General features: G+C 64.5%; 19 protein-coding genes. 3 read left to right on the top strand and 16 right to left on the bottom strand.

Annotated features, from left to right (window positions below; all coding sequences use genetic code 11):
• The first annotated feature begins 55 nt into the window (after window positions 1–55).
• On the top strand, window positions 56–703 hold the full coding sequence (gene can / locus ACUH78_RS03665) for a carbonate dehydratase (protein WP_445332738.1): 648 nt from the start codon (window positions 56–58) through the stop codon (window positions 701–703).
• Window positions 704–716: 13 nt separating this feature from the next.
• Entirely contained in the window at window positions 717–1,631 is a 915-nt protein-coding gene (locus tag ACUH78_RS03660; RefSeq protein ID WP_445332826.1) for an ROK family protein, read from the top strand.
• Window position 1,632: 1 nt separating this feature from the next.
• Here the strand turns inward: ACUH78_RS03660 and ACUH78_RS03655 are convergent, their stop codons facing one another.
• From ACUH78_RS03655 to rpmH, 16 genes are all read right to left on the bottom strand, one after another.
• Entirely contained in the window at window positions 1,633–3,813 is a 2,181-nt protein-coding gene (locus ACUH78_RS03655; RefSeq protein ID WP_445332737.1) for a primosomal protein N', read from the bottom strand.
• Between the two features lie 385 nt (window positions 3,814–4,198).
• Window positions 4,199–5,269 (bottom strand): uroporphyrinogen decarboxylase, encoded by a 1,071-nt coding sequence (gene hemE, locus ACUH78_RS03650; protein ID WP_445332736.1) that lies wholly within the window; start codon window positions 5,267–5,269, stop codon window positions 4,199–4,201.
• A 101-nt stretch (window positions 5,270–5,370) separates the two neighbouring features.
• Complete coding sequence (locus ACUH78_RS03645; protein ID WP_445332825.1) at window positions 5,371–6,828, bottom strand: TrkH family potassium uptake protein; 1,458 nt, start codon at window positions 6,826–6,828, stop codon at window positions 5,371–5,373.
• 13 nt (window positions 6,829–6,841) lie between these two features.
• Window positions 6,842–8,245, bottom strand: a complete 1,404-nt coding sequence (gene trkA, locus ACUH78_RS03640; RefSeq protein ID WP_445332735.1) for a Trk system potassium transporter TrkA — start codon at window positions 8,243–8,245, stop codon at window positions 6,842–6,844.
• A gap of 105 nt (window positions 8,246–8,350) precedes the next feature.
• Complete coding sequence (locus ACUH78_RS03635; RefSeq protein ID WP_445332734.1) at window positions 8,351–9,598, bottom strand: sigma-54-dependent transcriptional regulator; 1,248 nt, start codon at window positions 9,596–9,598, stop codon at window positions 8,351–8,353.
• A gap of 8 nt (window positions 9,599–9,606) precedes the next feature.
• A complete protein-coding gene (locus tag ACUH78_RS03630) occupies window positions 9,607–11,724 on the bottom strand; it encodes a sensor histidine kinase (protein ID WP_445332733.1) in 2,118 nt (705 codons plus the stop codon).
• On the bottom strand, window positions 11,721–12,332 hold the full coding sequence (locus ACUH78_RS03625) for a DUF4390 domain-containing protein (RefSeq protein ID WP_445332732.1): 612 nt from the start codon (window positions 12,330–12,332) through the stop codon (window positions 11,721–11,723). Before ACUH78_RS03625 ends, ACUH78_RS03630 begins: the two co-directional genes overlap by 4 nt.
• A complete protein-coding gene (gene rsmB / locus ACUH78_RS03620) occupies window positions 12,283–13,569 on the bottom strand; it encodes a 16S rRNA (cytosine(967)-C(5))-methyltransferase RsmB (protein ID WP_445332731.1) in 1,287 nt (428 codons plus the stop codon). Before rsmB ends, ACUH78_RS03625 begins: the two co-directional genes overlap by 50 nt.
• Before the next feature lie 129 nt (window positions 13,570–13,698).
• Window positions 13,699–14,583, bottom strand: a complete 885-nt coding sequence (speE, locus tag ACUH78_RS03615; protein ID WP_445332730.1) for a polyamine aminopropyltransferase — start codon at window positions 14,581–14,583, stop codon at window positions 13,699–13,701.
• Window positions 14,584–14,585: 2 nt separating this feature from the next.
• Window positions 14,586–14,972: an adenosylmethionine decarboxylase gene (gene speD / locus ACUH78_RS03610; RefSeq protein WP_418364079.1), complete on the bottom strand. Its 387-nt coding sequence runs from the start codon at window positions 14,970–14,972 to the stop codon at window positions 14,586–14,588.
• A gap of 154 nt (window positions 14,973–15,126) precedes the next feature.
• Window positions 15,127–15,897, bottom strand: a complete 771-nt coding sequence (locus tag ACUH78_RS03605; protein WP_445332729.1) for a sulfite exporter TauE/SafE family protein — start codon at window positions 15,895–15,897, stop codon at window positions 15,127–15,129.
• 105 nt (window positions 15,898–16,002) lie between these two features.
• Window positions 16,003–17,355 (bottom strand): tRNA uridine-5-carboxymethylaminomethyl(34) synthesis GTPase MnmE, encoded by a 1,353-nt coding sequence (gene mnmE, locus ACUH78_RS03600; RefSeq protein WP_445332728.1) that lies wholly within the window; start codon window positions 17,353–17,355, stop codon window positions 16,003–16,005.
• Complete coding sequence (gene yidC / locus ACUH78_RS03595) at window positions 17,327–18,985, bottom strand: membrane protein insertase YidC (protein ID WP_445332727.1); 1,659 nt, start codon at window positions 18,983–18,985, stop codon at window positions 17,327–17,329. Before yidC ends, mnmE begins: the two co-directional genes overlap by 29 nt.
• A gap of 20 nt (window positions 18,986–19,005) precedes the next feature.
• Window positions 19,006–19,215 carry a membrane protein insertion efficiency factor YidD gene (gene yidD / locus ACUH78_RS03590; protein ID WP_418364083.1) on the bottom strand — a complete coding sequence of 70 codons (210 nt, stop codon included), beginning with the start codon at window positions 19,213–19,215 and terminating at the stop codon, window positions 19,006–19,008.
• Complete coding sequence (rnpA, locus tag ACUH78_RS03585; protein WP_418364084.1) at window positions 19,212–19,574, bottom strand: ribonuclease P protein component; 363 nt, start codon at window positions 19,572–19,574, stop codon at window positions 19,212–19,214. The genes yidD and rnpA overlap by 4 nt, the downstream gene beginning before the upstream one ends.
• Before the next feature lies 1 nt (window position 19,575).
• Window positions 19,576–19,710, bottom strand: coding sequence for a 50S ribosomal protein L34 (gene rpmH / locus ACUH78_RS03580; protein WP_002926183.1), 135 nt, complete (start codon window positions 19,708–19,710; stop codon window positions 19,576–19,578).
• 322 nt (window positions 19,711–20,032) lie between these two features.
• On the opposite strand from rpmH, the gene dnaA reads away from it, so the two are divergent.
• The gene (dnaA, locus tag ACUH78_RS03575) at window positions 20,033–21,547 is read left to right on the top strand and encodes a chromosomal replication initiator protein DnaA (protein ID WP_418364096.1); all 1,515 of its coding nucleotides are present in this window, start codon (window positions 20,033–20,035) and stop codon (window positions 21,545–21,547) included.
• Window positions 21,548–21,549 lie beyond the last annotated feature (2 nt).

The following is a 21,549-nucleotide window of genomic DNA, read 5'->3' as shown; positions in this document are numbered from 1 at the left end:
CGACTTCTTCATAATTATGAATAACCCAATTCACCCGCTTTTCTCCGAGCCCGAGATGCCCAAGACGATCGAACACCTCTTCGCCAACAACAAGCAATGGTCCGAGCACATGCGCGAGGAAGATCCGGAGTTCTTCAGCCGGTTGGTCAAGCAGCAATCACCCGAGTACCTGTGGATCGGCTGCTCGGACAGTCGCGTACCTGCAAACCAGGTGGTCGGACTGGCGCCGGGCGAGGTGTTCGTGCATCGCAACATCGCCAACGTGATCGTGCACACCGATCTCAACGCGCTGTCGGTGATCCACTACGCGGTCGACGTGCTGCGCGTAAAGCACATCCTGATCGTCGGCCACTACGGCTGCGGTGGCGTCAAGGCAGCGATCAACGACGTTTCCACTGGCCTGACCGACAACTGGCTGCGCCACATCCAGGATGTACGTGACCGCCATCTCGACCAGCTGGGCCAAATCGAAGACAGCGCGATGCGTGCCGACCGCCTGTGTGAGCTCAACGCCATGCACCAGGTCGTCAACGTATGTCAGACCTCGATTCTCCGCGAGGCTTGGCAGCGTGGCCAGGACGTCAGCGTGCACGGCTGGTGCTACAGCCTGCAGGACGGCCTGGTGCGGGATCTGGGTGTAACCTCGCGCAGCAGGGAAGAGGCGATGGACCGTTACGCGGAGATCTCCGCCTCCTCCTGCTGAGGGCACCTTGAACATGCGGCCCGCGCGCATCGGCATTGATCTGGGCGGAACCAAGATCGAGATCGTCGTCCTGCGTGAGGACGGCGAGCCATGCTGGCGCAGGCGCGTTCCCACGCCGCAAGGGGACTACTCCGCGACCCTGCGGACCATCGCCGCCTTGGTCGAGGAGGCCGAGCACAGCACGGGCAGGAGGGCGACCGTCGGCATCGGCATCCCCGGTTCGCCCTCCCCGGTAGACGGGCGGATCCGCAATGCCAACTCGACCTGCCTCAACGGCAGGCCCTTGCAGCAGGACCTCGAAGCCCTGCTCGCCCGTCCGCTGCGCCTTTCCAACGACGCCAACTGCTTCACGGTGTCCGAAGCTGCCGATGGGGCAGGTGCCGGGCTCCGCACGGTGTTCGGGGTGATTCTCGGCACAGGCGTGGGTGGCGGCATCGTGCTGGATGGGCGGCTGCTCACCGGTGCGAACGCGATCGCCGGCGAGTGGGGGCACAATCCCTTGCCGCTTCCTGCCGGCGACGACCTCCCCCTGCCCGCCTGCTATTGCGGGCGCCAGGGCTGCATCGAAACGTATCTCTCGGGACCGGGAATGGCGGCCGATCATCTGCGCCATGGCGGCGAAGCGTTCGATGCACCCACAATCGTTCGCGCCGCCGAAGCCGGCGACCGGCTGTGCGCATCCACCCTCGCCCGCTATGAGGACCGGCTCGCGCGCGCGCTGGCGGGGGTGATCAACCTGCTCGACCCGGACGTAATCGTGCTGGGCGGCGGCCTGTCATGCATCGGGCGGCTCTATCGCAATGTGCCGGAGAAGTGGCGCGTGCATGTGTTTTCCGACCGCGTGGACACGCGCCTGCTGCCGGCACGGCACGGGGATGCCTCGGGTGTGCGCGGTGCAGCCTGGCTGTGGCCGGCAGCACGCGCCTGAGTCAGACGTCCAGCGGATCGACGTCGAGCTGCCAGCGCAGCGCACGCACAGTTCGCTGTCGATAGAGCACGGCTACCCAGTCGGCAAGAAAGTTCTGCAGCACACCGCGGCCATCTGCCTCGAGCAGCAGCTGTGCACGCTCGCGCCGTGCGAGCCGGGTCATACGCATCGGCACTGGATCGTAGATGCGCAGCCCTTCCGGCGCACGCTCTTCCGCCAGGCGGCGGGCATGACGCAGGAACTGTACCGCCTCCTCCAGCGCCGGCGCATCCGCGCGCAGCATGGCCTGGTGCGTGAAGGGCGGGAAGCCCGCCGCGCGACGCTCCTGCAGCGCCATGCGCGCGAAGGCGTCGAAATCGTGGCGGGCGAGATGCTGATAGAGCGGCTGCAGCGGGTACTCGGTCTGGATCAGCACCTCGCCCGGCAGGGCACCCCGGCCCGCACGCCCACCCACCTGCATCAACTGCTGAAACAGGCGCTCAGGGGCGCGGAAATCGGCGGCATGCAGCGAGGCATCGGCGCCAATCACACCCACCAAGGTCAGCTTGGGGAAATCGTGCCCCTTGGCCATCATCTGCGTGCCTACGAGGATGTCGGCCTCGCCGGCAGCGATGGTGTCGAGCAGTTTTTCCCATTGCGCGCGGGTGCGCGCGGCATCTCGGTCAACCCGCAACACGCGCGCCTGCGGGAACAGCTCGGCCAAGCGCGCCTCAATGCGCTGCGTGCCGCGGCCAAAGGGCTGGATATCCTGATTGCCGCAACTCGGGCAGACATGCGGGATGGGCCCGTCACAGCCACAGTGGTGGCAGCGCAGGCGGCGGTCGGCCAGGTGCACGACGAGGTTCGCAGTGCAATGAGGACAGCGGCTGACCCAGCCGCAGGATGGGCATGACAGCACCGGTGCGTAGCCGCGGCGGTTGAGGAACACCAGGCTCTGTTCACCCCGCGTCAGGCGCTGTGCGATCGCTGCCTGCAGTGCGGGGCTCAGGCCCTCGTCAAGCTTCAGCCGCCGGGTGTCGATGCACCGCACCACCGGCAATGTAGCCGCCACCGCACGCTGACGCAGCGTCTGCAGGGCATAGCGTTCGCTTCTCGCGTGAAACCACGTCTCCAGCGAAGGCGTCGCCGAACCGAGCACGACCGGGACGCCGCGCTGACGCGCACGCCACACGGCCACGTCGCGCGCAGAGTAACGCACGCCCTCCTGCTGCTTGTAGGAGGCATCATGCTCCTCGTCCACCAGGATCAACCCGAGCCGGGGCAATGGGGCAAACACCGCCAGGCGGGTGCCGAGCACGATATCGGCGCGTCCGCTCAGCGCCTGCACAAAGCCGCGCGAGCGGGCACCATCGGCCAGCGCGGAATGCAGGCTGACCACGTTGGCAGCCGCGAAGCGCTGGGCGACCCGCTGTTCGAGCTGCGGCGTCAAAGCAATTTCTGGCACCAGCATCAGCACCTGGCGGCCCTGCGCCAGGACCTGCGCGGCCAGGCGCAAGTAGACCTCCGTCTTGCCGCTGCCCGTGACCCCATGCAGCAGCCAAGGCCGGAAGCCCGCCCCGCCACCGAGGATCGACTCGACCGCGCACGACTGCTCGGCAGTCAGGGCCGGCAGGACGCCTGTGCCATGAGCCGGTGCGGCACGCTCGGGCACGACGGGCGCCAGCCACCCGCGCCGCAGCAGCTCACCGATCATTTCCCCGCCGGCCATGGCGCGGATGACGCTACGCCGCCAGGGTCCCTCGCTGCCCACCAGCGACTGCAGCAGCGCAAGCGCCTTGCTTGCACGCCGCCCGCTGTCAAGTGCGGACTGGCCCTGGGCAGCGATATCGAGCAGCGGGTCGTCGTCGGCATCACTCACCCCATCGGCTCGACGCAGCCCGGGCGGCAGCGCAAGCGCGACCACTTCGCCCAGCGGGGCGTGATAGTAGCGCGCGACGAAGCCCACGAGTTCGAGCCAGTCGGGCGGCAGGGGTGGCACGCCGCGCTGGATGTGATGGACCGCCTTCAGGCGGGCCGGATCGACCTCCGCCTCGTCGCAGAGTCCGACGATCAGCCCGCTACGATCTCCACGCCCGAAGGGCACCTTCACGCAGCGTCCGATATCCGCGACGGTCGCTTCCGGTGCCAGGTAATCGAACGCCTGTGGCAGCGGAATCGGCAAGGCGACGCGGACGATGGCCATGGGTGGATCTACAGGGGGAGGAAATTGCCTTTCGATCAGCTGTTTACGCGCATTTCGTAAGGCGGCGTGGACGAAACAGCGGTCAAGTCTCTGGGCAACAAAGGCGCTTTGCCCTTGTCCACAAAACCTGTGGACAAGTATGTGGGAAAGCTGGGTGAATCCGCCTGAAAGTGGCGTGGCATAAGGCTTTCAGTCACATTGCCTTAACATTATGCGAAATATTATCTATTATTTTTCAATGGCTTATAAATTCATACGCATAATGCTTGAATATCGGACTGCAGCCGGTTACGGAACGCACGGATGTGCATAAGTCAAGTTTCGAAAGCACGATTTCTTGCTTGACAGGCGGCGTTCCGCATCTGCGAAACGCCGCTGCGCAGACTCACCCGCGAGCGCGAATCTCGCGGCTGTACGCGTGCACCGTGTCGACCAGCACGTTCACGTTCTCGGGCGGCGTGTACTGAGAAATGCCGTGGCCGAGGTTGAAGACGTGGCCAGAGTGGTTGCCGAAAGCATCGAGCACGCGGCGCGTCTCGGCTGCAACCGCCTCGGGCGGCGCGAAGAGCACGTTGGGGTCGAGATTGCCCTGCAGCGCCACCTTGTCGCCCACGAGGCGACGCGCGCGGCCGATGTCCATGGTCCAGTCGAGGCCGACCGCGTCGCAGCCGATCGCAGCGATCGACTCCAGCCACAGGCCACCGCCCTTGGTGAAGACGATGCTCGGCACACGCTGACCGTCGCGCTCACGGATCAAGCCGGCGACGACCTGCTCGAGGTAGCGCAGCGAGAATTCGCGATACGCCGCCTCGGACAGCACGCCACCCCAGGAGTCGAACACCATCACCGCCTGGGCGCCCGCCTCGATCTGCGCGTTCAGATACTTCACCACTGCCTGCGCGGTGACGTCGAGGATATGGTGCATCAGGTCCGGGCGGCTGTAGGCGAGCGACTTGACCTTGCGGTAGTCGTCGGAGGAGCCGCCCTCGACCATGTAGCAGGCAAGCGTCCACGGGCTGCCGGAGAAGCCGATCAGCGGCACGCTGCCGTCGAGCGCACGGCGGATCTCGCTCACCGCATCCATCACGTACTGAAGCTCGGCATGCGGATCCGGCGCAGTGAGGTTGCGGATCTCCCACTCGTCCTTGAGCGGTCGCTCGAAACGCGGCCCCTCGCCCTCGGCAAAATACAGGCCCAGCCCCATTGCATCGGGCACGGTGAGGATGTCGGAGAACAGGATCGCTGCATCCAGATCGTAGCGCGCCAGCGGTTGCAGCGTCACTTCGCAGGCCATGGCCGGGCTCTTGCACAGATTGAGGAAATTGCCGGCGCGACGGCGCGTTTCGCAGTACTCGGGCAGGTAGCGGCCTGCCTGGCGCATCAGCCAGACCGGCGTGTATTCGGTGGGCTGACGCAGCAAGGCGCGCAGGAATGTGTCGTTTTTCAGGTTGCTCACGTCGAGTCCTCTTTGTTCTGCAATCGGGCTGAAGGCGTGATTATCGCCGCTCTGGACGCATCCGGGGCTTGTCGCGAGTCAATCGGACGGGTTACTGGCGTTCAGCGGCGCCAGAAGGTCGGGGTCAGCACGACCAGAAAGGTGAAGATTTCCAGTCGCCCGAGGATCATGGTGAAAGACAGCACCCACTTGTGGAAGGCGTCAAGCGACTGGTAGTTCGACGCCGGTCCCACCATGTCGAGGCCAGGTCCGGTGTTGTTGAGGCAGGCCACCACCGCGGAGAAGGCGGTGACCAACTCGAGCCCACTCGCCGACAGCACCAGGGTCAGGCTCACGATGCTGACCATGTACATGAAACTGAAGCCCAGCACCGCGTGCAGGATGTTCTCGGATACCGGCGTACGGCCCAGGCGCACGGGTCGCACCGCGTTCGGGTGCAACGAGCGCACGATTTCGCGGAAGACCTGGTTATACAGGATGATCGCCCGCATCATCTTGATGCCGCCGCCGGTGGATCCGGAGCAGGCAATGAAGCTGCCGAGAAACAGCAGCCAGAGCTGGGCGAACATGGGCCACAGCGTGTAATCGTAGGTCGACAGGCCAAGGGAGGTGGAGATGGAGACAACGTGGAAGGCGACGTAGCGTAGCGCCTCACCGATCTCGTTGAACTCGCCCTCGGCGAGCAGGAACGCGGTCAGCATGGCGACGCTGACGCCAAGCACGCCAAAGTAGAAGGGGATTTCCGGATCGCGGTAGTAGGGCCGGATCGAGCGCCGCACCAGCGCCATGTAATGGGTCGCGTAGTTCAGGCCCGCCAGTAGCGCGAACACGATTACCACCACCTCGATGCGCAGACTGTCGAAATGCCCGATCGAAGCGTCCTTGCTCGAGAAGCCACCCAGTCCTGCGACCGTGAACGCGTGGATGACGGCATCCCAGGTATCCATGCCCACCCACCACAGGCTGAAACCGCAGGCCACGGTCAACAGCACGTAGGAGAGCCACAGGCCCTTGGCCGTCTCGGCGATGCGTGGCGTGAGACTGGAGTCCTTCATCGGCGTGGGCACTTCGGCCTTGTAGAGCTGTCGTCCACCGATACCAAGCAGCGGCAGGATTGCAACCACCAGGACGATGACCCCCATGCCGCCCACCCAGTGCATGAAGGTGCGCCACAGGTTGATCGACACCGGCAGATCGTCCAGCCCGGTGAGCACGGTCGCGCCGGTGGCCGTGAGTCCGGAGACGGCCTCGAAATAGGCGTCCGTGAAGCCGAGCTCAGGGAGGTAGGCGAGTAACGGCAGCGCCCCGAACAGGGGTAGCACCACCCAGGTGGCAGCGACGAGCAGGAAGCCATCGTGCACGCGCAGGTCGCGCCGGTGAGCACGCGTGGACGCCCACAGGAGCAACCCGCACACGAAGGTGACGAACAGCCCCTGGTCATAGGCGAGCGTCGCCCCATCTTGAAGCCAGGCCGATACCGCGAGCGGAAAGCCCATCAGCAGACCGAAGATCATGATGATCAGGCCCAGCGCGTTGAGCGCGGGATTGTAGGCACGCATCTGGGCAGGCATGTCAGAGGAAGTGGAATCCCACCTGGAAGAGTTTCTCCACCTTCTGCACCAGCTTCTTGCTGGTGCAGAAGACGATGACATGGTCGTCTTCCTCGATCACCGTATCGTGGTGCGGCATCAGCACGGCACGGCGCACCACGCGTCCCTCCTCGTTCTTCTCATCGCGCACGATCGCACCGATGCTGGTGCCGCGCGGCAGCGCGATCTCCTCGATCGCACGCCCGACGACCTTGGAGTCCTTGCGACTGCCGTGCGCGATGATCTCCAGCGCCTCCGCGGCACCGCGCCGCAGGCTGTGCACCGCCACCACGTCGCCACGCCGCACATGTGCGAGCAGTGTCCCGATCGAGGTGTGCGCGGGCGAGATGGCAATGTCGATCGGTCCGCCCTGCACCAGATCGACGTAGCTCTTGCGGTTGATCAGGGCCAGCGTGCGCCGCGCACCCATGCGCTTGGCCAGCGACGCCGCCATGATGTTGTCTTCTTCGTCGTTGGTGAGCGCGACGAAGAGGTCGGTTTCATCGATGCCTTCGTTCTCGAGCAGCTTTTCGTCGGTCGAGTCGCCACGCAACACCAGCGCATGCGATAGCTGCGAGGCGAGCATTTCTGCACGCGTGCGGTTCAGTTCCAGGATCTTGACGTGATAGTTTTCCTCGATCGACTGGGCGAGGCGGAACCCGATGTTGCCCCCGCCGGCAATCATCACCCGCCGCATCGGTCGATCGGAGCGGCGTAGTTCGCCCATGACCTTGCGGATGTGCACCGTCGCCGCCAGGCAGAACACCTCGTCACCAGGCAGGATGATGGTGTCGCCCTCGGGCATGATCGGGTTGCCGTTACGGTAGATCGCCGCGATGCGGACCTCGACGTTGGGGAGGTGAAAGCGCAGCGCCTTTAGCGGGTGGCCGACCAGCGGCCCCCCCTCGAAGGCACGCACGCAGATCAGGCTGACCACACCATCGGCGAACTCCAGTACCTGGAGCGCCTCCGGAAAGGCGATGAGCCGCTTGATGTAGTCGGTGACCACCTGCTCTGGGCAGATCGAAAAATCGACCGAAAAATTCTGCTCGCCCAGCAACTCCGGGTGATCGACGTAATCCGTCGAACGCAGGCGAGCAATTCGCGTGGGCAGGTTGTACAACGCCTTGGCGATACGGCAGGCGCACAGGTTGGTCTGATCGGACTGCGTCACCGCAATCAGCAAGTCCGCGTCGTCTGCGCCCGCCTCTCTGAGCACGCGCGGAGATGCTGCATTGCCGCACACGGTACGCACCTCGAGGCGTTCGCGCAGTGCGGCGAGGTACTCCTCGCTGGTGTCGACGAGCGTGATGTCGTTCGCCTCGGACACGAGGTTTTCGGCCACGGAGGCACCGACCTGGCCAGCACCGAGGATGATGATCTTCACGCGAAGGGATTCCGGATCGTCTGCAGGAGGCCAATTCTACGCGCGCGGCGGGGACGGAGCCACCATATTGTTGCAGCGCAGCAAAAAGTACTGCGCAGAGCTCCTTCAGCTTTCCTCATGGCGGCGGCCTGCCTGCAAGCCAAGTTGCTTGAGCTTGCGGTACAGGTGGGTGCGCTCCAGCCCCGTCTTCTCAGCCAGGCGGGTCATGTTGCCCCCCTCGAGGCGCAGATGATGCTCGAAATACATGCGTTCGAAGGCTTCTCGCGCCTCGCGCAAGGGCTGGTCCAGCGACACCCCGCATCCACCGCCGGCAAGATCCGGCGGCAACAGTCGCCGCACCTCTGCAGCACCGATCTCTTCCTCCAGGGTGCCGAGCGCAAGTGATTTCACCGCGGCACGCAGTTCGGGATAACCGCCGGGCCAAGGCAGATTGCGCAGCTGGTTCAGGGCCGCCGTGGAGAAGCGGCGCAGCGGTACTTCGCCCGCCTCGACCAGGTGCAGCAGGAGCTGGCTCGCCAGTTCGGGAAGATCGTCACGCACGTCGGCAATCGAGGGCGGTGCAAGGCTGACCTCGAACAGGCGGGCAAGCAACCCGTCCTCCCAGCCCTCGCCGGCAAGCGCATCGTGGCTGCGCTCGGTCGCCACCACCAGGCGCTGGTCATAACGGTCAAGCCGATCCAGCGCGAAAGCGAGGTTCTTCTGCTGCGCGCGCGACAGCCGCGCAAGCTCCGGGACGAACAGGATGCCACCATGCGCGGATTGCAGCTGGCTGATGTCCAGCGGCGCAGTGACAAGAGACAGGTCCAGCCATGGGGCGTTTGTCGCCTGAACGCTGCGGGCAACGAGCTCTGCGAGGCTGCCAGTGCCAACGCGGAGCAGCAGCACGCGCGAGCTGCCAGAAATCTGCTCCACCCTGCGTCGCAGTTCACGCAGCGGCACCGAGCGTGTGAAGGCTGCCAGCGTGAGCGGTGCGGGAGCCCCCGGCGCCATCGGACGTTGCAGCCCGCGCTTGACCGCCGCGAGCAGCTTCTGCAGCGCAATCGGCTTCTCGAGATAGTCGATCGCACCGATCCGGGTCGCCTCCACAGCAGTGTCGATGGTGCCGTGCCCCGACATCATCACGACCGGCATGTTGAGCTGTCCGTTCGCGGCCCATTCCTTGAGCAGCGTGATGCCATCGGTGTCCGGCATCCAGATATCGAGCAACACCATGTCGGGCCGCACCGCATTGCGTGCTGCGCGTGCAGCAGCGGCATTCTCGGCCAGGAGGATGTCGTGACCTTCGTCGCGGAGGATCTCGGACAACAGTTCGCGGATGCCGACTTCGTCGTCAACGATGAGTATTTTTGCCATTGTGTTCGTCAAGCTTCTTTGTTTTCGGCACTACGCAACCGGATGCGCACTTCCGCACCACCGTCCTCACGGTTGGTGAGCCGGACATCCCCCCCGTGCTCATCCACGATCTTCTTCACCATCGCCAGCCCCAGGCCGGTACCGCGCGACTTGGTGGTGAAGTACGGCTCGAAGGCACGGGCGAGCACCTCGGCAGGAAACCCCGGGCCATTGTCGCGGAAGAGAAGCACAACGCGCACACCGTCGCGTCGGGTGGCGACCGTGATCACGCCATCATCCCGTGCAGACAAGGCATCCTGTGCATTCTGCAACATATTGTGGATCACCTGTCTGATCTGGGTCGGGTCACCCTGCACCAATGGCAGGCCGGACGCCAGTTCGGTGCGGATCTGGACCGCCGCGCTCTCGTACAGATGGAGCACCTCGCGGATGAGCCCGTTGAGGTCGATCGGCGAAAGGTCGGGCGCAGGCAGGCGCGCATAGTCACGGAAGGCGTTGACGAGATTCTTCATCGCCTCGACCTGATTCACGATCGTCGTGGTCGCCCGCTCGAGCATCTCGCGCCCGCTGTCATCCAGCCGGTCGGAGAGCTTGAACGCGAGCCGCTCTGCCGAGAGCTGGATGGGGGTGAGGGGGTTCTTGATCTCATGGGCGAGTCGCCGGGCCACCTCGCCCCACGCGGCGGTGCGCTGCGCCGTCACCAGGCTGGAGATGTCATCGAACACGACCACCAGGCCCCCGCCAGTTCCGGCTGGAAGCCGGGAGCCGCGGATGAGTAGCGTGCGCGGCGTGCTGTCCTTCACCGGCAGGTCCATCTGCGTCTGCCAGTCGCCTTCGTGGCGGGCGAAGCCATCGCGCAGCACCTCACGCAACGCAGCGTGACGCGGCCAGTCCGCAAGTGCGAGGCTCTCGAAGCCGGCCAGGTCGTCCTCCAGAATCTGCAGGGCGCCGTGGTTGGCTGCACGCAGGAAGCCGTCGGCCGAAAAGGCGAGCACGCCGGTCGACAGGTTGGCGAGCACCGACTCCAGGTACGCGCGCGCGGACTCCACCTCCGAACGATGGCTATCGGCCGCTGCGCGCGCTTCCTGCAGTTGGCGGGTCATGCGGTTGAAGGACTGCGTGAGTACCCCCAGCTCATCGCTCGCGGGCAGCGCCTGACGAGGGCGGAAATCACCCTGCGCCACTGCCTGCGTGCCTTCGGCGAGGATCAACAAAGGCGCCGCGAGCCGGCGCGCGATCAGCACCGCGACCGCGAGCGCGCCGAACAGTGCGAGCAACAGCGCCAGACTCAGCGTGACGGTGTAGATCCGCTTGAGCCCACTCCGCCCCAGGGTGAGTTGCTGGTACTCGCGATAGGCTTCCTGCACCGCCTCCGCGTTCCGTCCGAAGGACTCCGGCACAGGCTGGCGCAACATGAGCAGGTTGGCCTCGCCCGCAAGCGTTCGCAGTGGAAGCGGTGTCACCACGCTGATGACCAGGCGGCCATCGGCCTCGCTGCTCACATGCTGATAATGGCGGCTCTGCCGCGCCTGGCGCAGGGCATAGCTGTCGGGTACAGCCGGAATCAGGTCCTGCCCGCTCTCGGCCGCAGTGGCAAGCACCTGGCCGGTCGGGGAGAGAATGGTCGCACTGCTGATGCCCGCCTGCTCACGCAGCCGGTTCAGACGAGTGGCTGCGCCCTGCCCCGCACCCTCGAGCTCGAGGGCCATCTCGTCCGCCTTGTCGCGCACCTGACCACTGAGGTAGTCGAGCGCGTTCTGCCCCAGTCCGATCCCCCCCTCGAGCGCAGCGTCCACACGCACGTCGAACCAGGACTCGATCGAGCGCACGACGAACTGCATCGAAACGCCATAGATGACCAGCCCTGGCACCAGCCCCATGAGGGCAAACATCAGCACGAGCCGCATCTTGAGCCGCGAACCGAACTGTTGCGCACGGTACTCGCGCAGGAGCTGGCGCAGCTGCAGGCCCACGAGCGCAGCCAGCACCACCACCATCGCGCCATTGAGCGCGATCAGGAAGGGATAGCTGCTGGCGAAGAACTCGGTGTTGGCGCTCGCGGAAGTGAGCAGGAACAGCGAGATCCCTGCCAGCGAGGCCGCGACAACGAGCAGTATGCGTTTCATCGGAACCCCGGGACGCCTGGCAGGAAGGTCCACCGGAGCCACTCGGTGCCTACGTTCCAGTCGCTGCTGCCAATGGCCGTCACCTGAAAAGGCTTGGGTAGTTGCGAGGTATCGAGGCGGAAGCGGATCGCAACCTCGTGCGAGACACCCGCCTCAAGCACATCAAAATCGGCAACATGCCAATTGCGAATACGCGTCATCGTGCGGACCGCGCTCTCGAGGTCGTCGTAGCTCTGATGGATGCTGCCAACCGAGAGCCGGTAGCTTCGCGTGATCGCATGGTAGTACAAGCGGTAATCCAGGCTGCGGTCCACCACCGCCTTGTTCAGCCAGTACCAGCGCGGCCGCTCGATAACCAGCTCGGTGGTGAAGTACAGCGAAATTCCGCGCGACACCGCATCAAGCAGACGCGGGTTGAGGTCGAGCTCGATGTCGGCGTTCAGCACATAGCCCGTATCACCGCGCACGATCTCACCGCTGCGCATGCGCGTCTCTGCTTGTGCGCCCCAGGGCAGCAGCACGAGCAGGGCGGCAAGCAAAATGCCCGCGAGCAGGCGCTCAGGCCTGCTTGCGGAGAAGCGCGTAATAGAAGCCGTCATGTTCGGCATTGGGCAGCAGCTGCAGATCCGGTCGTCCCTGGATGGGTTCGCGCTGCACATCGCCGTGGCGTGCACAGAAGCGGGCGATCTGCCCGGCGTTCTCTTCATCGAAGACCGAGCAGGTGACGTAGAGCATTCTGCCACCCGGAACCAGGGTCTGCCAAAGCGCTTCGAGGATTTCGGACTGCTGCGCAGCGAACTGCGCAATGTCGGTTTCGCGGCGCAGCCACTTGATGTCCGGGTGTCGGCGAGCGACGCCAGAGGCGGAGCAGGGCACATCGGCCAGGATGAAGTCGAACGGCTTGCCGTCCCACCACCGCTGCAGGTCGCGACAGTCCGCAACCTTGACCTCTGCGTTCAGCCCGAGCCGCTGCAGGTTGTGCTCGATCCGGCGCGCACGCGCCGGATCGAGTTCCAATGCGAGCAGTTGGACATCCACGGATTCGAGCAGATGCGCTGCCTTGCCTCCGGGTGCCGCACAGGCGTCCAGTACGCGCGCCCCCGGGGTCGGAGCAAGCAGCTGCGCAGCCCATTGCGCGCCCGCATCCTGGACCGAGACCCTGCCCTCCGCATGACCGGGCAATACACCGACCGCGACCGGGTCGGCGAGCAGGAGCGCCTGGTTGCCGAGCACCCGAGCCTCGACGCCCGCTGCACCAAGGTCAGCGAGACAGGCCTTGAGCGTCGTGCGCCGCAGGTTCACGCGCAGCGCCATGGGCGGGCGGATATTGCCAGCGGCCAGCGCAGCCTCCCACGCATCGGCCTGCGTTGCCTGAAGCCGACGGATCCACCACGATGGCACGCCATGGCGTGCCTCGGGATCGGCCGCGATCCAGCCCTCCCATTGGTCGTGCTGGCGCAGCGCATTACGCAGCACACCATTGACCATGCCCTTGAGTCCCGGCATCAAAACCGCCGCCGCCTGTACCGCTTGGTCGACGATGGTGTGCGCCTGCTCGGGACGCTGGCGCAAACGATTCAGCGCAATCAGGAGCAATGCGTGTATGGGCGGGGCAGGCAAGGTGTGCATCAGCCGGTCGAGCACCACAGAGCCACTGCGGAAAGCCCGCAGGGTGCTCCACGCCAGATCCCGGATCGCACCACGGGCCGCATCCGACCAGTCACGCTCCTCATCCCGCATGCGTTCATACGCATCGGTCAGATTGCCACCTTCAAGCACCACTGCCACCAATCGTGCAGCACGGGTGAGCGCGTAGGCGAGGCTGTCGGGCGCAAGGCGCGGCATAGCCGAGTACGGATCACGACTGAGATTACGAACGGAATGGGGTGGGCGCGCCGGGTGGCGACCAGTTCGGGGGAAGTGGGTCACGATGACTCGCGGAGAAAGGGGCCGCCGCAGGCGCCCCGCAGCGGCTTAGCCGAGCAGGGCGCGCAGATGGTTGGGGAGTGCGAACTGCGCGCAGTATACGTCGCCGTTCAGGTACTGCAGGCCTTCAATGCCCCGTTCGCACAGCCGATGATCCACGTCAGCCGATGTCAGTGCTGTCGGATCGACGTGATCGGAGGCCGTCGCCAGTCCCCACAGCGAACCATAGAGCGGAATGTACAGGAAATACGGGCGTACGTAGACAAATACGCTGCGCAGCCGGCGCACGAGCGCCTGCACGCGCTCGGGTTGATACACCGGCGTGCCGATGTGCAGGGTCAGCGCCCCGCCCTTGGCCAGCAGAGCCCGGCACGCCGCAAAGAAGTCGGCCTGATACAGCGCCTCGGCTGGCCCGACCGGATCGGTCAGGTCGAGCACGATGAGGTCGTAACGGTCGCCGGCTTCGAGGCCGTCCTCATGGACGTACTTCATGCCGTCCCCGATACGAATCTCGACACGTGGATCGTCCAGTGCACCACCGTGTACGGTCTGCAGGTGACGCCGCGAGATGTCGATTACCTTCTCATCCAACTCGGCGAGCAACACCTTTTCCATCGAGGGGTACTTGAGCAACTCTTCTGCCGAACCACCATCCCCCCCACCGATGATCAGAGCACGACGTGGAGCCGGATGCGCAATGCCGGGCACATGAACGATGTTCTCGTGATAGTGGAACTCGTCACGCTCCGAAGTCATCAGGCAGCCGTCGAGGCGGAACAGCCGCCCGAAGCGCGGCGTCTCCCATACCTCATAGGCCTGCCACGCAGAATGCCCGCGCTCGAGTAACCGACCGCCCTGCAGGAAATAACCGGCATCCTCGCTCAGAAACTCGGCAATCATTCCCTCGGGGAGGCAGAACGGGCTCGCGCTCATGCTCAAGCCTCCACTGGGGCGCGACCGCGGATGACCTCGTGTTGGACGATCTCGTCCGGAGCAAGGGCATCGATGACGCGCTGAAACACCTGCCGAGCCCGTTCGCTGTTGTCGCGGGAAAAATTGCACACGTAGACATCGAGCGTCACATCGCCGGTCTCAGGCCAAGTGTGAATAGCGAGATGCGACTCCGCGAGGACCACCGTGCCGGTGACCCCGGCATCGCCGCCCTGTTCATCCAGGAACTGATAGAAATAAGCCCCCAGCGGGGTCAGCCCCGCCTCCCTGCACTCTTCGACACAAAGCGTCTCGAGTCGGCCACGGTTTACAAGAAGCTCGCTCGCAGCCCGGCAACGATAGATGTCGGCAATCAGATGGAGTCCGTTCATTTCCCCGGCAATATTAGAAGATGAATGAAGCGGTGCATTCTATCACGAGCGACTAATGCAATATTTCCGCAAAGATATTGTGACGTGTTCCACGTGAAACAGCGGAACCCCCAGACCGTGCCCGACACCACGCCTACAACCACGTGACAGCATCTCAGCGCAGGAACGTATCGTAGGCGAGCTTTGCGATCAGCACCGAAACCACGGCCAGGAACATCCTGCGCACGAATCCGGTTCCATGCTTCAGGGCCATTCGGGAGCCCAGTACTGAGCCGATCAGGTTGCACAGTGCCATCGTCAGCCCCAACTTCCACATCAACTCAACGTTTCCAGCAAAAAAGCTGATGGCGGCCAGGTTCGTCGCCACATTGAGAATCTTTGCCGAGACTGAGGCACGGAGGAAATCCATTCCGAGCACACGGATGAACAGGAAGATCAGGAAGCTCCCCGTCCCTGGACCGAAGAACCCATCATAGAACCCGATTCCCCCGCCGATCGTGAGTGCTACCACCACCGAGCGTGCACCATGCTCAGGCTCTTTCGATACCGCGCCCAGATCCTTGCGTACGAAGGTGTAAACCGCGACGAGGACGAGCAGCACCAGGATCAGGGGGCGGAGGATCGCGGGATCCAGATAGGCCACCGCTTTCGCCCCATACCAGGCCCCCACCAGCGCCGCGGCTGCACCGGGCGCTGCGACTCGCCAGGGAATCCGCACGCGCCGACTGTACTGATAGGCTGCCGTACTCGTGCCCACGATGCTCGCGACCTTGTTCGTACCGAACAGTGTCGCCGGCGCGCTCGTTGGGTAGGCACTGAACAGCGCTGGCAACTGAATCAGTCCACCGCCGCCAACAATCGAGTCAACGAAGCCCGCGAATAGCGCTGCCAGTCCGAGGGCGAGAAAAACAAAATCCAGATCCATGACTGATGTTTCACGTGAAACAGGGGAGCAATCCGACGGCGGCGAGCGCGTGCACTAGCTCGCTCACACAGTGACTGCGCTATCGCGCACCACTGGTCGAACGGCTCACTTGCCGATACAGAATCGGGAGAAAATGACACCGAGCAAATCGTCCGGTGAGAACTCCCCGGTGATCTCGCTCAATCGTTCCTGCGCCAGACGCAACTCCTCCGCAAAAAGCTCGAGCGCACCCAGCAAACTTGCTGCCTTGCCCATATGCACCATCGCCTCCCGCAAGGCATGGAGATGCCTCTCGCGCGCCAGAATCACGTCCTCACCATGCGAATGCCAGCCCGCGATGCGAAGCAACTCTGCGCGCAGCAGATCGATACCCTCGCCGCTGTGCGCAGAAACGCGCAGCACGACGGCACCTTCCGTTTGCAGCCGTGCAGCGGGCTCACCCAGCAGATCAATTTTGTTCACCACCGTCACCCGCTCTACGCGCGACGGCAACCGCTCGTCAATCGCGCTTCCGGCACAACGAGGCGCCCCCGCGTCAACCAGCCGCAGGATCACGTCGGCGCGCTCAATCTCTCGCCAGGTACGCGCGATCCCCATGCGCTCAACCGTATCGCCGGTCTCTCGCAAGCCCGCGGTGTCAATGATATGCAGCGGAATGCCTTCGATCTGGATGGTCTCGCGCAGGGCGTCCCGCGTGGTCCCGGCGATCTCAGTCACGATTGCGCGCTCTTCACCTGCAAGCTGATTCAGCAGGCTAGACTTACCGACATTGGGCTCTCCGACCAGCACCACGTTGAGCCCGCTGCGCAGCAGCGCCCCCTGGCGCGCTCGGTCGAGCAGAGCCTCCAGTTCCCGCTGAAGTGCGGCAAGGCGCGGCATCGCCTGCGCGCGTTCAAGAAAATCGATCTCTTCTTCCGGAAAATCCAGCGTAGCCTCGACCAGCATGCGCAAGTCGATCAGGCCATCGACGATGCGATGCACCTCTTCGGAGAATCGCCCGGACAGCGACCGCACCGCCGAACGCGCCGCCGCCGCCGTCGAGGCCTCGATCAAATCGGCGACACCTTCAGCCTGAGCGAGGTCGAGCTTGCCGTTGAGGAAGGCGCGCCGGGTGAACTCACCCGGCTCGGCCAGGCGAGCGCCCAACTGCAGGCAGCGATCAAGCAGCATCTGCATGACCACCGGACCGCCATGGCCCTGCAGCTCGAGCACATCCTCGCCCGTGAAGGACGCCGGCGCAGCGAAGAAAAGGAGGAGCCCTTCGTCGATCACCCGCCCCTGCTCATCCAGGAAGCGGGTGAAGTGTGCGGTACGCGCCTTCGGATCGCGCCCGGTCAGCGCAAGCGCGAGATCCTTGAGACCGCTTCCCGAAACGCGAACGACACCGACGCCGCCCCGACCCGGTGCCGTCGCAATCGCGGCGATCGTGTCAGGCGGGCTTGCCGGCCGACTTTGCACTTTCGATCATCCGCGTGATCTGCCACTGCTGGGCGATCGACAGGATGTTGTTCACCACCCAGTACAGCACCAAGCCGGACGGGAACCACAGGAACATGAAGGTGAAGATGATCGGCATGCCCATCATCACCTTGGCCTGGATCGGATCCGGCGGAGTCGGATTGAGCTTCATCTGGATCAGCATCGAGGCGCCCATGATGATCGGCAGGATGAAGTAGGGATCCTTCGCCGAAAGATCCTGGATCCAGCCGAGCCACGGTGCATGACGCATCTCGACGCTGCCGAGCAGCACCCAGTACAGGGCAATGAACACCGGAATCTGCACCAGGATGGGCAGGCAGCCGCCGAGCGGGTTGATCTTCTCAGTCCGGTAGAGATTCATCATCTCCTGCTGCATCTTGGCCTTGTCGTTGCCGTACATCTCCTTCATGCGCTGCAGGCGCGGGCCGAGCACGCGCATCTTGGCCATCGACTTGTAGCTCGCGGCCGAGAGCGGGAAGAACACTGCCTTGATCGCCACCGTCACCAGGATGATCGCCCAGCCCCAGTTGCCGGTGAGGCTATGGAACCACGACAGCACCCAGAACAGCGGTGCGGCGATCACGGTCAGCCATCCGTAGTCGACGACCAGATCCAGCCCTGGAGCGATCGCTTCAAGCTTGTCCTGCTCCTGCGGGCCGGCGTACAGGCGGGTGCCGACGGTAGCGACAGCCCCCGCTTCGACCTCGGCCACGGGAAGGATCACGCCCGCCGAGAACAGGTTGTTGCCCAGCGCACGCGCGAAGAACTCGCGCTGCACGCCCTGCTCTGGCAGCCAGGCGCTCACGAAGTAGTGCTGCACCATGGCCACCCAGCCATCGTTTGCCGTCTTTGCAAACTTGGCGCTGCTGTCGGTGATGTCCTCAAAGCTGACCTTCTGGAACTTGGCCGCCTCAGTGAAGAAGGCCGGTCCCGTGAAAGTGTTGACGCCGAAAGCCTCGATCTGCTCAGCCGGGTTGCCATCGCGGGTGATCTGGAAGTAGGCATGCGGAGCAATCGCGTGTGCGGACCCATTGCGGATCTCGTACGACACGTCGATCAGGTAGCTGCCGCGCGTGAAACGCATCACCTTCGTCACGGCTACCCCGTCCTGCTCGGGCGCCTGCAGGCGCAGCTCAAGCGCATCATCGCCATCCTTGAGTCGTAGCTCGCGCGCGGAAAGCTCGAACAGGGTTTTGTGCGTCGGCAGCCCATCGCCGATCAGACCCGACTGGGCGACGTACTGATGGATCGAACCGTCGTCCAGCAGCACGAAATTCCCCTCGGCGGCGCCGCTGGCCTTGTGCTGCTTGAGCTCCAGGCGAACGACATCCCCGCCCTGCGAGGACACCTCGGCACGCAGCAAGTCGGTCTCGACCACCGCCCGCGCGGCCGCAGCCACTGCGGTTCCCTGCTCGCCCGGAACGGCGGCCTGACCGGTGGCCGCGCCGATCGTCGGCGTGGGCACGGCGCCGTCCTGCGCTGAGGCACTACCTGCGGGGGTCTGCTGCGCCACGGGCGCCGGGGGCTGGTTGTGCTTCAGCCAGCCGTCCCACAGCATGACCAGCGCAAAGGAAAAAACCAGGAATAGGATGAGGCGGCGTTGATCCATCGGAGTCGTTCTGTCTCAGGTCAGGGAACGGGATCATACCCGCCCGGATTGAAGGGATGACAGCGCCCCACCCGCTTGGCAGCCATCCAGCTGCCACGCAGCGCACCGTGGCGCTGGATCGCTTCGATCGCGTATTCCGAACAGGTCGGATGAAAACGGCAATTGCGCCCAAGCATGGGACTGATCGCGTAGCGGTAGAAACGGACCAGCGCGATCAATACGGATTTCATGAGCGGGGAAGCCTTTGCAACAAAGCAAGCAGGTCGAGGTTCAGTTCTGCGCGCGTCGCCTTGGCGACCGGTGCATGCAAGCGCACGACGAGATCCATGCAGGGCAGGGACTCGCGATGACGCCGGAAGATCTCGCGCGCGATGCGCTTGACCAGGTTGCGCAAGTTTGCACGTTTCGCAAGCTTCTTCGCTACCACGACACCCAGCCGTGCAGTGTCGCGGTCGTTCGGCCGGTAATGCACGATGTAGAACCGCCCGCGCAAGGCCCGCCGAAAAGCAAAAACGGATGAATACTCATCCGTTTTGTGCAATCTGTGAGCGCTGCGGAACCCCTGGTCAGCGCCCGTGGGCAGCGTCACCTCAGACGGCGAGGCGATGACGGCCCTTGGCACGACGTGCGCGGATGACCGCACGGCCGCCACGGGTCTTCATGCGGACCAGGAAGCCATGGGTGCGCTTGCGGCGGACAACGGAGGGCTGATAAGTGCGTTTCATGATCGGACTGCCAGTGTTAGGTCAAACGCGAGAGTTAAATGGATAATCCCATGTTTGTCAATAAGAATTTTTGGCCAAGCCTGTGGATAAGTCATGCTTGCGGGGTTAGAATGCGAGGCTCGAGTGCTCGCCGCCCGAAGGCGCACCCACGGTGCGTAGCGCATGCCGAGAACCGGCTCCGGGTGTTCAGCAGGCACCTTACCCCAATGCGCGGCCCCGCAAGGCCGCAGCGCAGTCCGATGCGTGCCCACCGCGCGTCACGGGGCTGTGCATCGTGAAACCCGACGAGATCCGTTCGCCCTTGCCCGATCGCCCCGACACCGTGAGTCAAGATTTCTGGTCCTTCTGCCTGTCGCGCCTTGAACAGGAGCTGCCGCAGCAGCAGTTCAACACCTGGATCAAGACCCTGCGGGCCGAAGCAGGCGCAGATGGGGCATGGACACTGCTGGCGCCCAACAGATTCGTGCTGCAATGGGTGCGCGAGCGCTACCTGCGCCGCATCGAAGCCCTCGGCGAGGAGTTTGCCGGCACCCCGCTTGCGATCGAACTTCAGCTACCGCCCGCCGGCGCAGGGGGGGGAGCGCGCAACACCTCACGTGCCCCAGCCGAGGCGCCTGCCTCCGCTCCTCGGGCAGCGGCGCCCAGCGCTGCACTTGTAACCGAAACCGCCAGCACCGCAGATGACCCGGCTGCGGACGGCGACGGCGCCCCCGCTCAGGATGTGCTCGTGGCAGCGCCGGTCCGCAGCCGCCGGTCTGCGCCTTCTGCTGCCGGCCGCGACCCGGAATCCGCCACCGGCCTCGAGCTCGCCTACGAGAAGACCCGCCTCAACCCCGACTTCACCTTCGACACCCTGGTCACCGGCCGCGCCAACGACCTCGCTCGCGCCGCCGCCATGCAGGTGGCGCAGAACCCGGGCACATCCTACAACCCGCTGTTCGTCTACGGCGGCGTCGGCCTCGGCAAGACCCACCTGGTGCACGCCATCGGCAACGCGGTGTTCCGCCACAACCCGCGCGCGGTCATCCGCTACGTGCATGTCGAGGACTACTACGCCGACGTCGTGCGGGCCTATCAACAGAAGAGCTTCGACGCGTTCAAGCGCTACTACCGCTCGCTCGACATGCTGATCATCGACGACATCCAGTTCTTCAATAACAAGAACCGCACGCAGGAAGAGTTCTTCCACGCCTTCAACGCCCTCACCGAGGCGCGCAAGCAGATCGTCATCACCTGCGACACCTACCCCAAGGACATCCAGGGCCTCGAAGACCGCCTCATCTCGCGCTTCGACTGGGGCCTGACCGTGCAGATCGAGCCGCCCGAGCTCGAAATGCGCGTCGCCATCCTGAAGAAGAAGGCCGAGGCCCTGCGCGTGCTGGTCGACGACGACGTCGCCTTCCTGATCGCCAAGAACCTGCGCTCGAACGTGCGCGAGCTCGAGGGCGCGCTCAACAAGGTGGTCGCCTACGCGCGCTTTCACGGCCGCCAGATCGGCCTGGAGGTCGCCAAGGAGGCGCTCAAGGACCTGCTGCACGCCCACAACCGCCAGCTGTCGATCGAGCACATCCAGAAGACGGTCGCCGACTACTACAAGATCAAGGTTGCCGACATGCACTCCAAGAAGCGGACGCGCGTCATAGCGCGCCCGCGCCAGGTGGCGATGTGGCTGGCCAAGGAACTCACGCCGATGTCGCTGCCGGCCATCGGCGAAGCCTTCGGCGGACGAGACCACACCACCGTGCTGCACGCATGCCGCACCATCACCGAGCTACGCCTCGGCGACGCGCAACTGAACCACGACGTGCACGTGCTCACCCAGGTTCTGCGCGGCTGAAC

The organism is Thauera sp. ZXT1-4 (assembly GCF_052598215.2).
Note: the sequence above shows the minus strand (reverse complement) of the source record. Positions and strands in the feature narration are given on the sequence as shown.

Excerpts from the sequence above, each read along its gene's own strand:
- ACUH78_RS03635 (WP_445332734.1), bottom strand. The coding sequence starts at position 9,598 with ATGGCAAAAATACTCATCGTTGACGACGAAGTCGGCATCCGCGAACTG.
- ACUH78_RS03630 (WP_445332733.1), bottom strand. The coding sequence starts at position 11,724 with ATGAAACGCATACTGCTCGTTGTCGCGGCCTCGCTGGCAGGGATCTCG.
- speD (WP_418364079.1), bottom strand. The coding sequence starts at position 14,972 with ATGAACGGACTCCATCTGATTGCCGACATCTATCGTTGCCGGGCTGCG.
- rpmH (WP_002926183.1), bottom strand. The coding sequence starts at position 19,710 with ATGAAACGCACTTATCAGCCCTCCGTTGTCCGCCGCAAGCGCACCCAT.
- ACUH78_RS03645 (WP_445332825.1), bottom strand. The coding sequence starts at position 6,828 with ATGCGTGCCTACAATCCCGCGCTCAACGCGCTGGGCCTGATCATCATG.
- rsmB (WP_445332731.1), bottom strand. The coding sequence starts at position 13,569 with ATGCCGCGCCTTGCGCCCGACAGCCTCGCCTACGCGCTCACCCGTGCT.
- speE (WP_445332730.1), bottom strand. The coding sequence starts at position 14,583 with ATGAGCGCGAGCCCGTTCTGCCTCCCCGAGGGAATGATTGCCGAGTTT.
- ACUH78_RS03660 (WP_445332826.1), top strand. The coding sequence starts at position 717 with ATGCGGCCCGCGCGCATCGGCATTGATCTGGGCGGAACCAAGATCGAG.
- ACUH78_RS03655 (WP_445332737.1), bottom strand. The coding sequence starts at position 3,813 with ATGGCCATCGTCCGCGTCGCCTTGCCGATTCCGCTGCCACAGGCGTTC.
- can (WP_445332738.1), top strand. The coding sequence starts at position 56 with ATGCCCAAGACGATCGAACACCTCTTCGCCAACAACAAGCAATGGTCC.
- yidC (WP_445332727.1), bottom strand. The coding sequence starts at position 18,985 with ATGGATCAACGCCGCCTCATCCTATTCCTGGTTTTTTCCTTTGCGCTG.
- ACUH78_RS03605 (WP_445332729.1), bottom strand. The coding sequence starts at position 15,897 with ATGGATCTGGATTTTGTTTTTCTCGCCCTCGGACTGGCAGCGCTATTC.
- ACUH78_RS03625 (WP_445332732.1), bottom strand. The coding sequence starts at position 12,332 with ATGCCGAACATGACGGCTTCTATTACGCGCTTCTCCGCAAGCAGGCCT.
- yidD (WP_418364083.1), bottom strand. The coding sequence starts at position 19,215 with ATGAAATCCGTATTGATCGCGCTGGTCCGTTTCTACCGCTACGCGATC.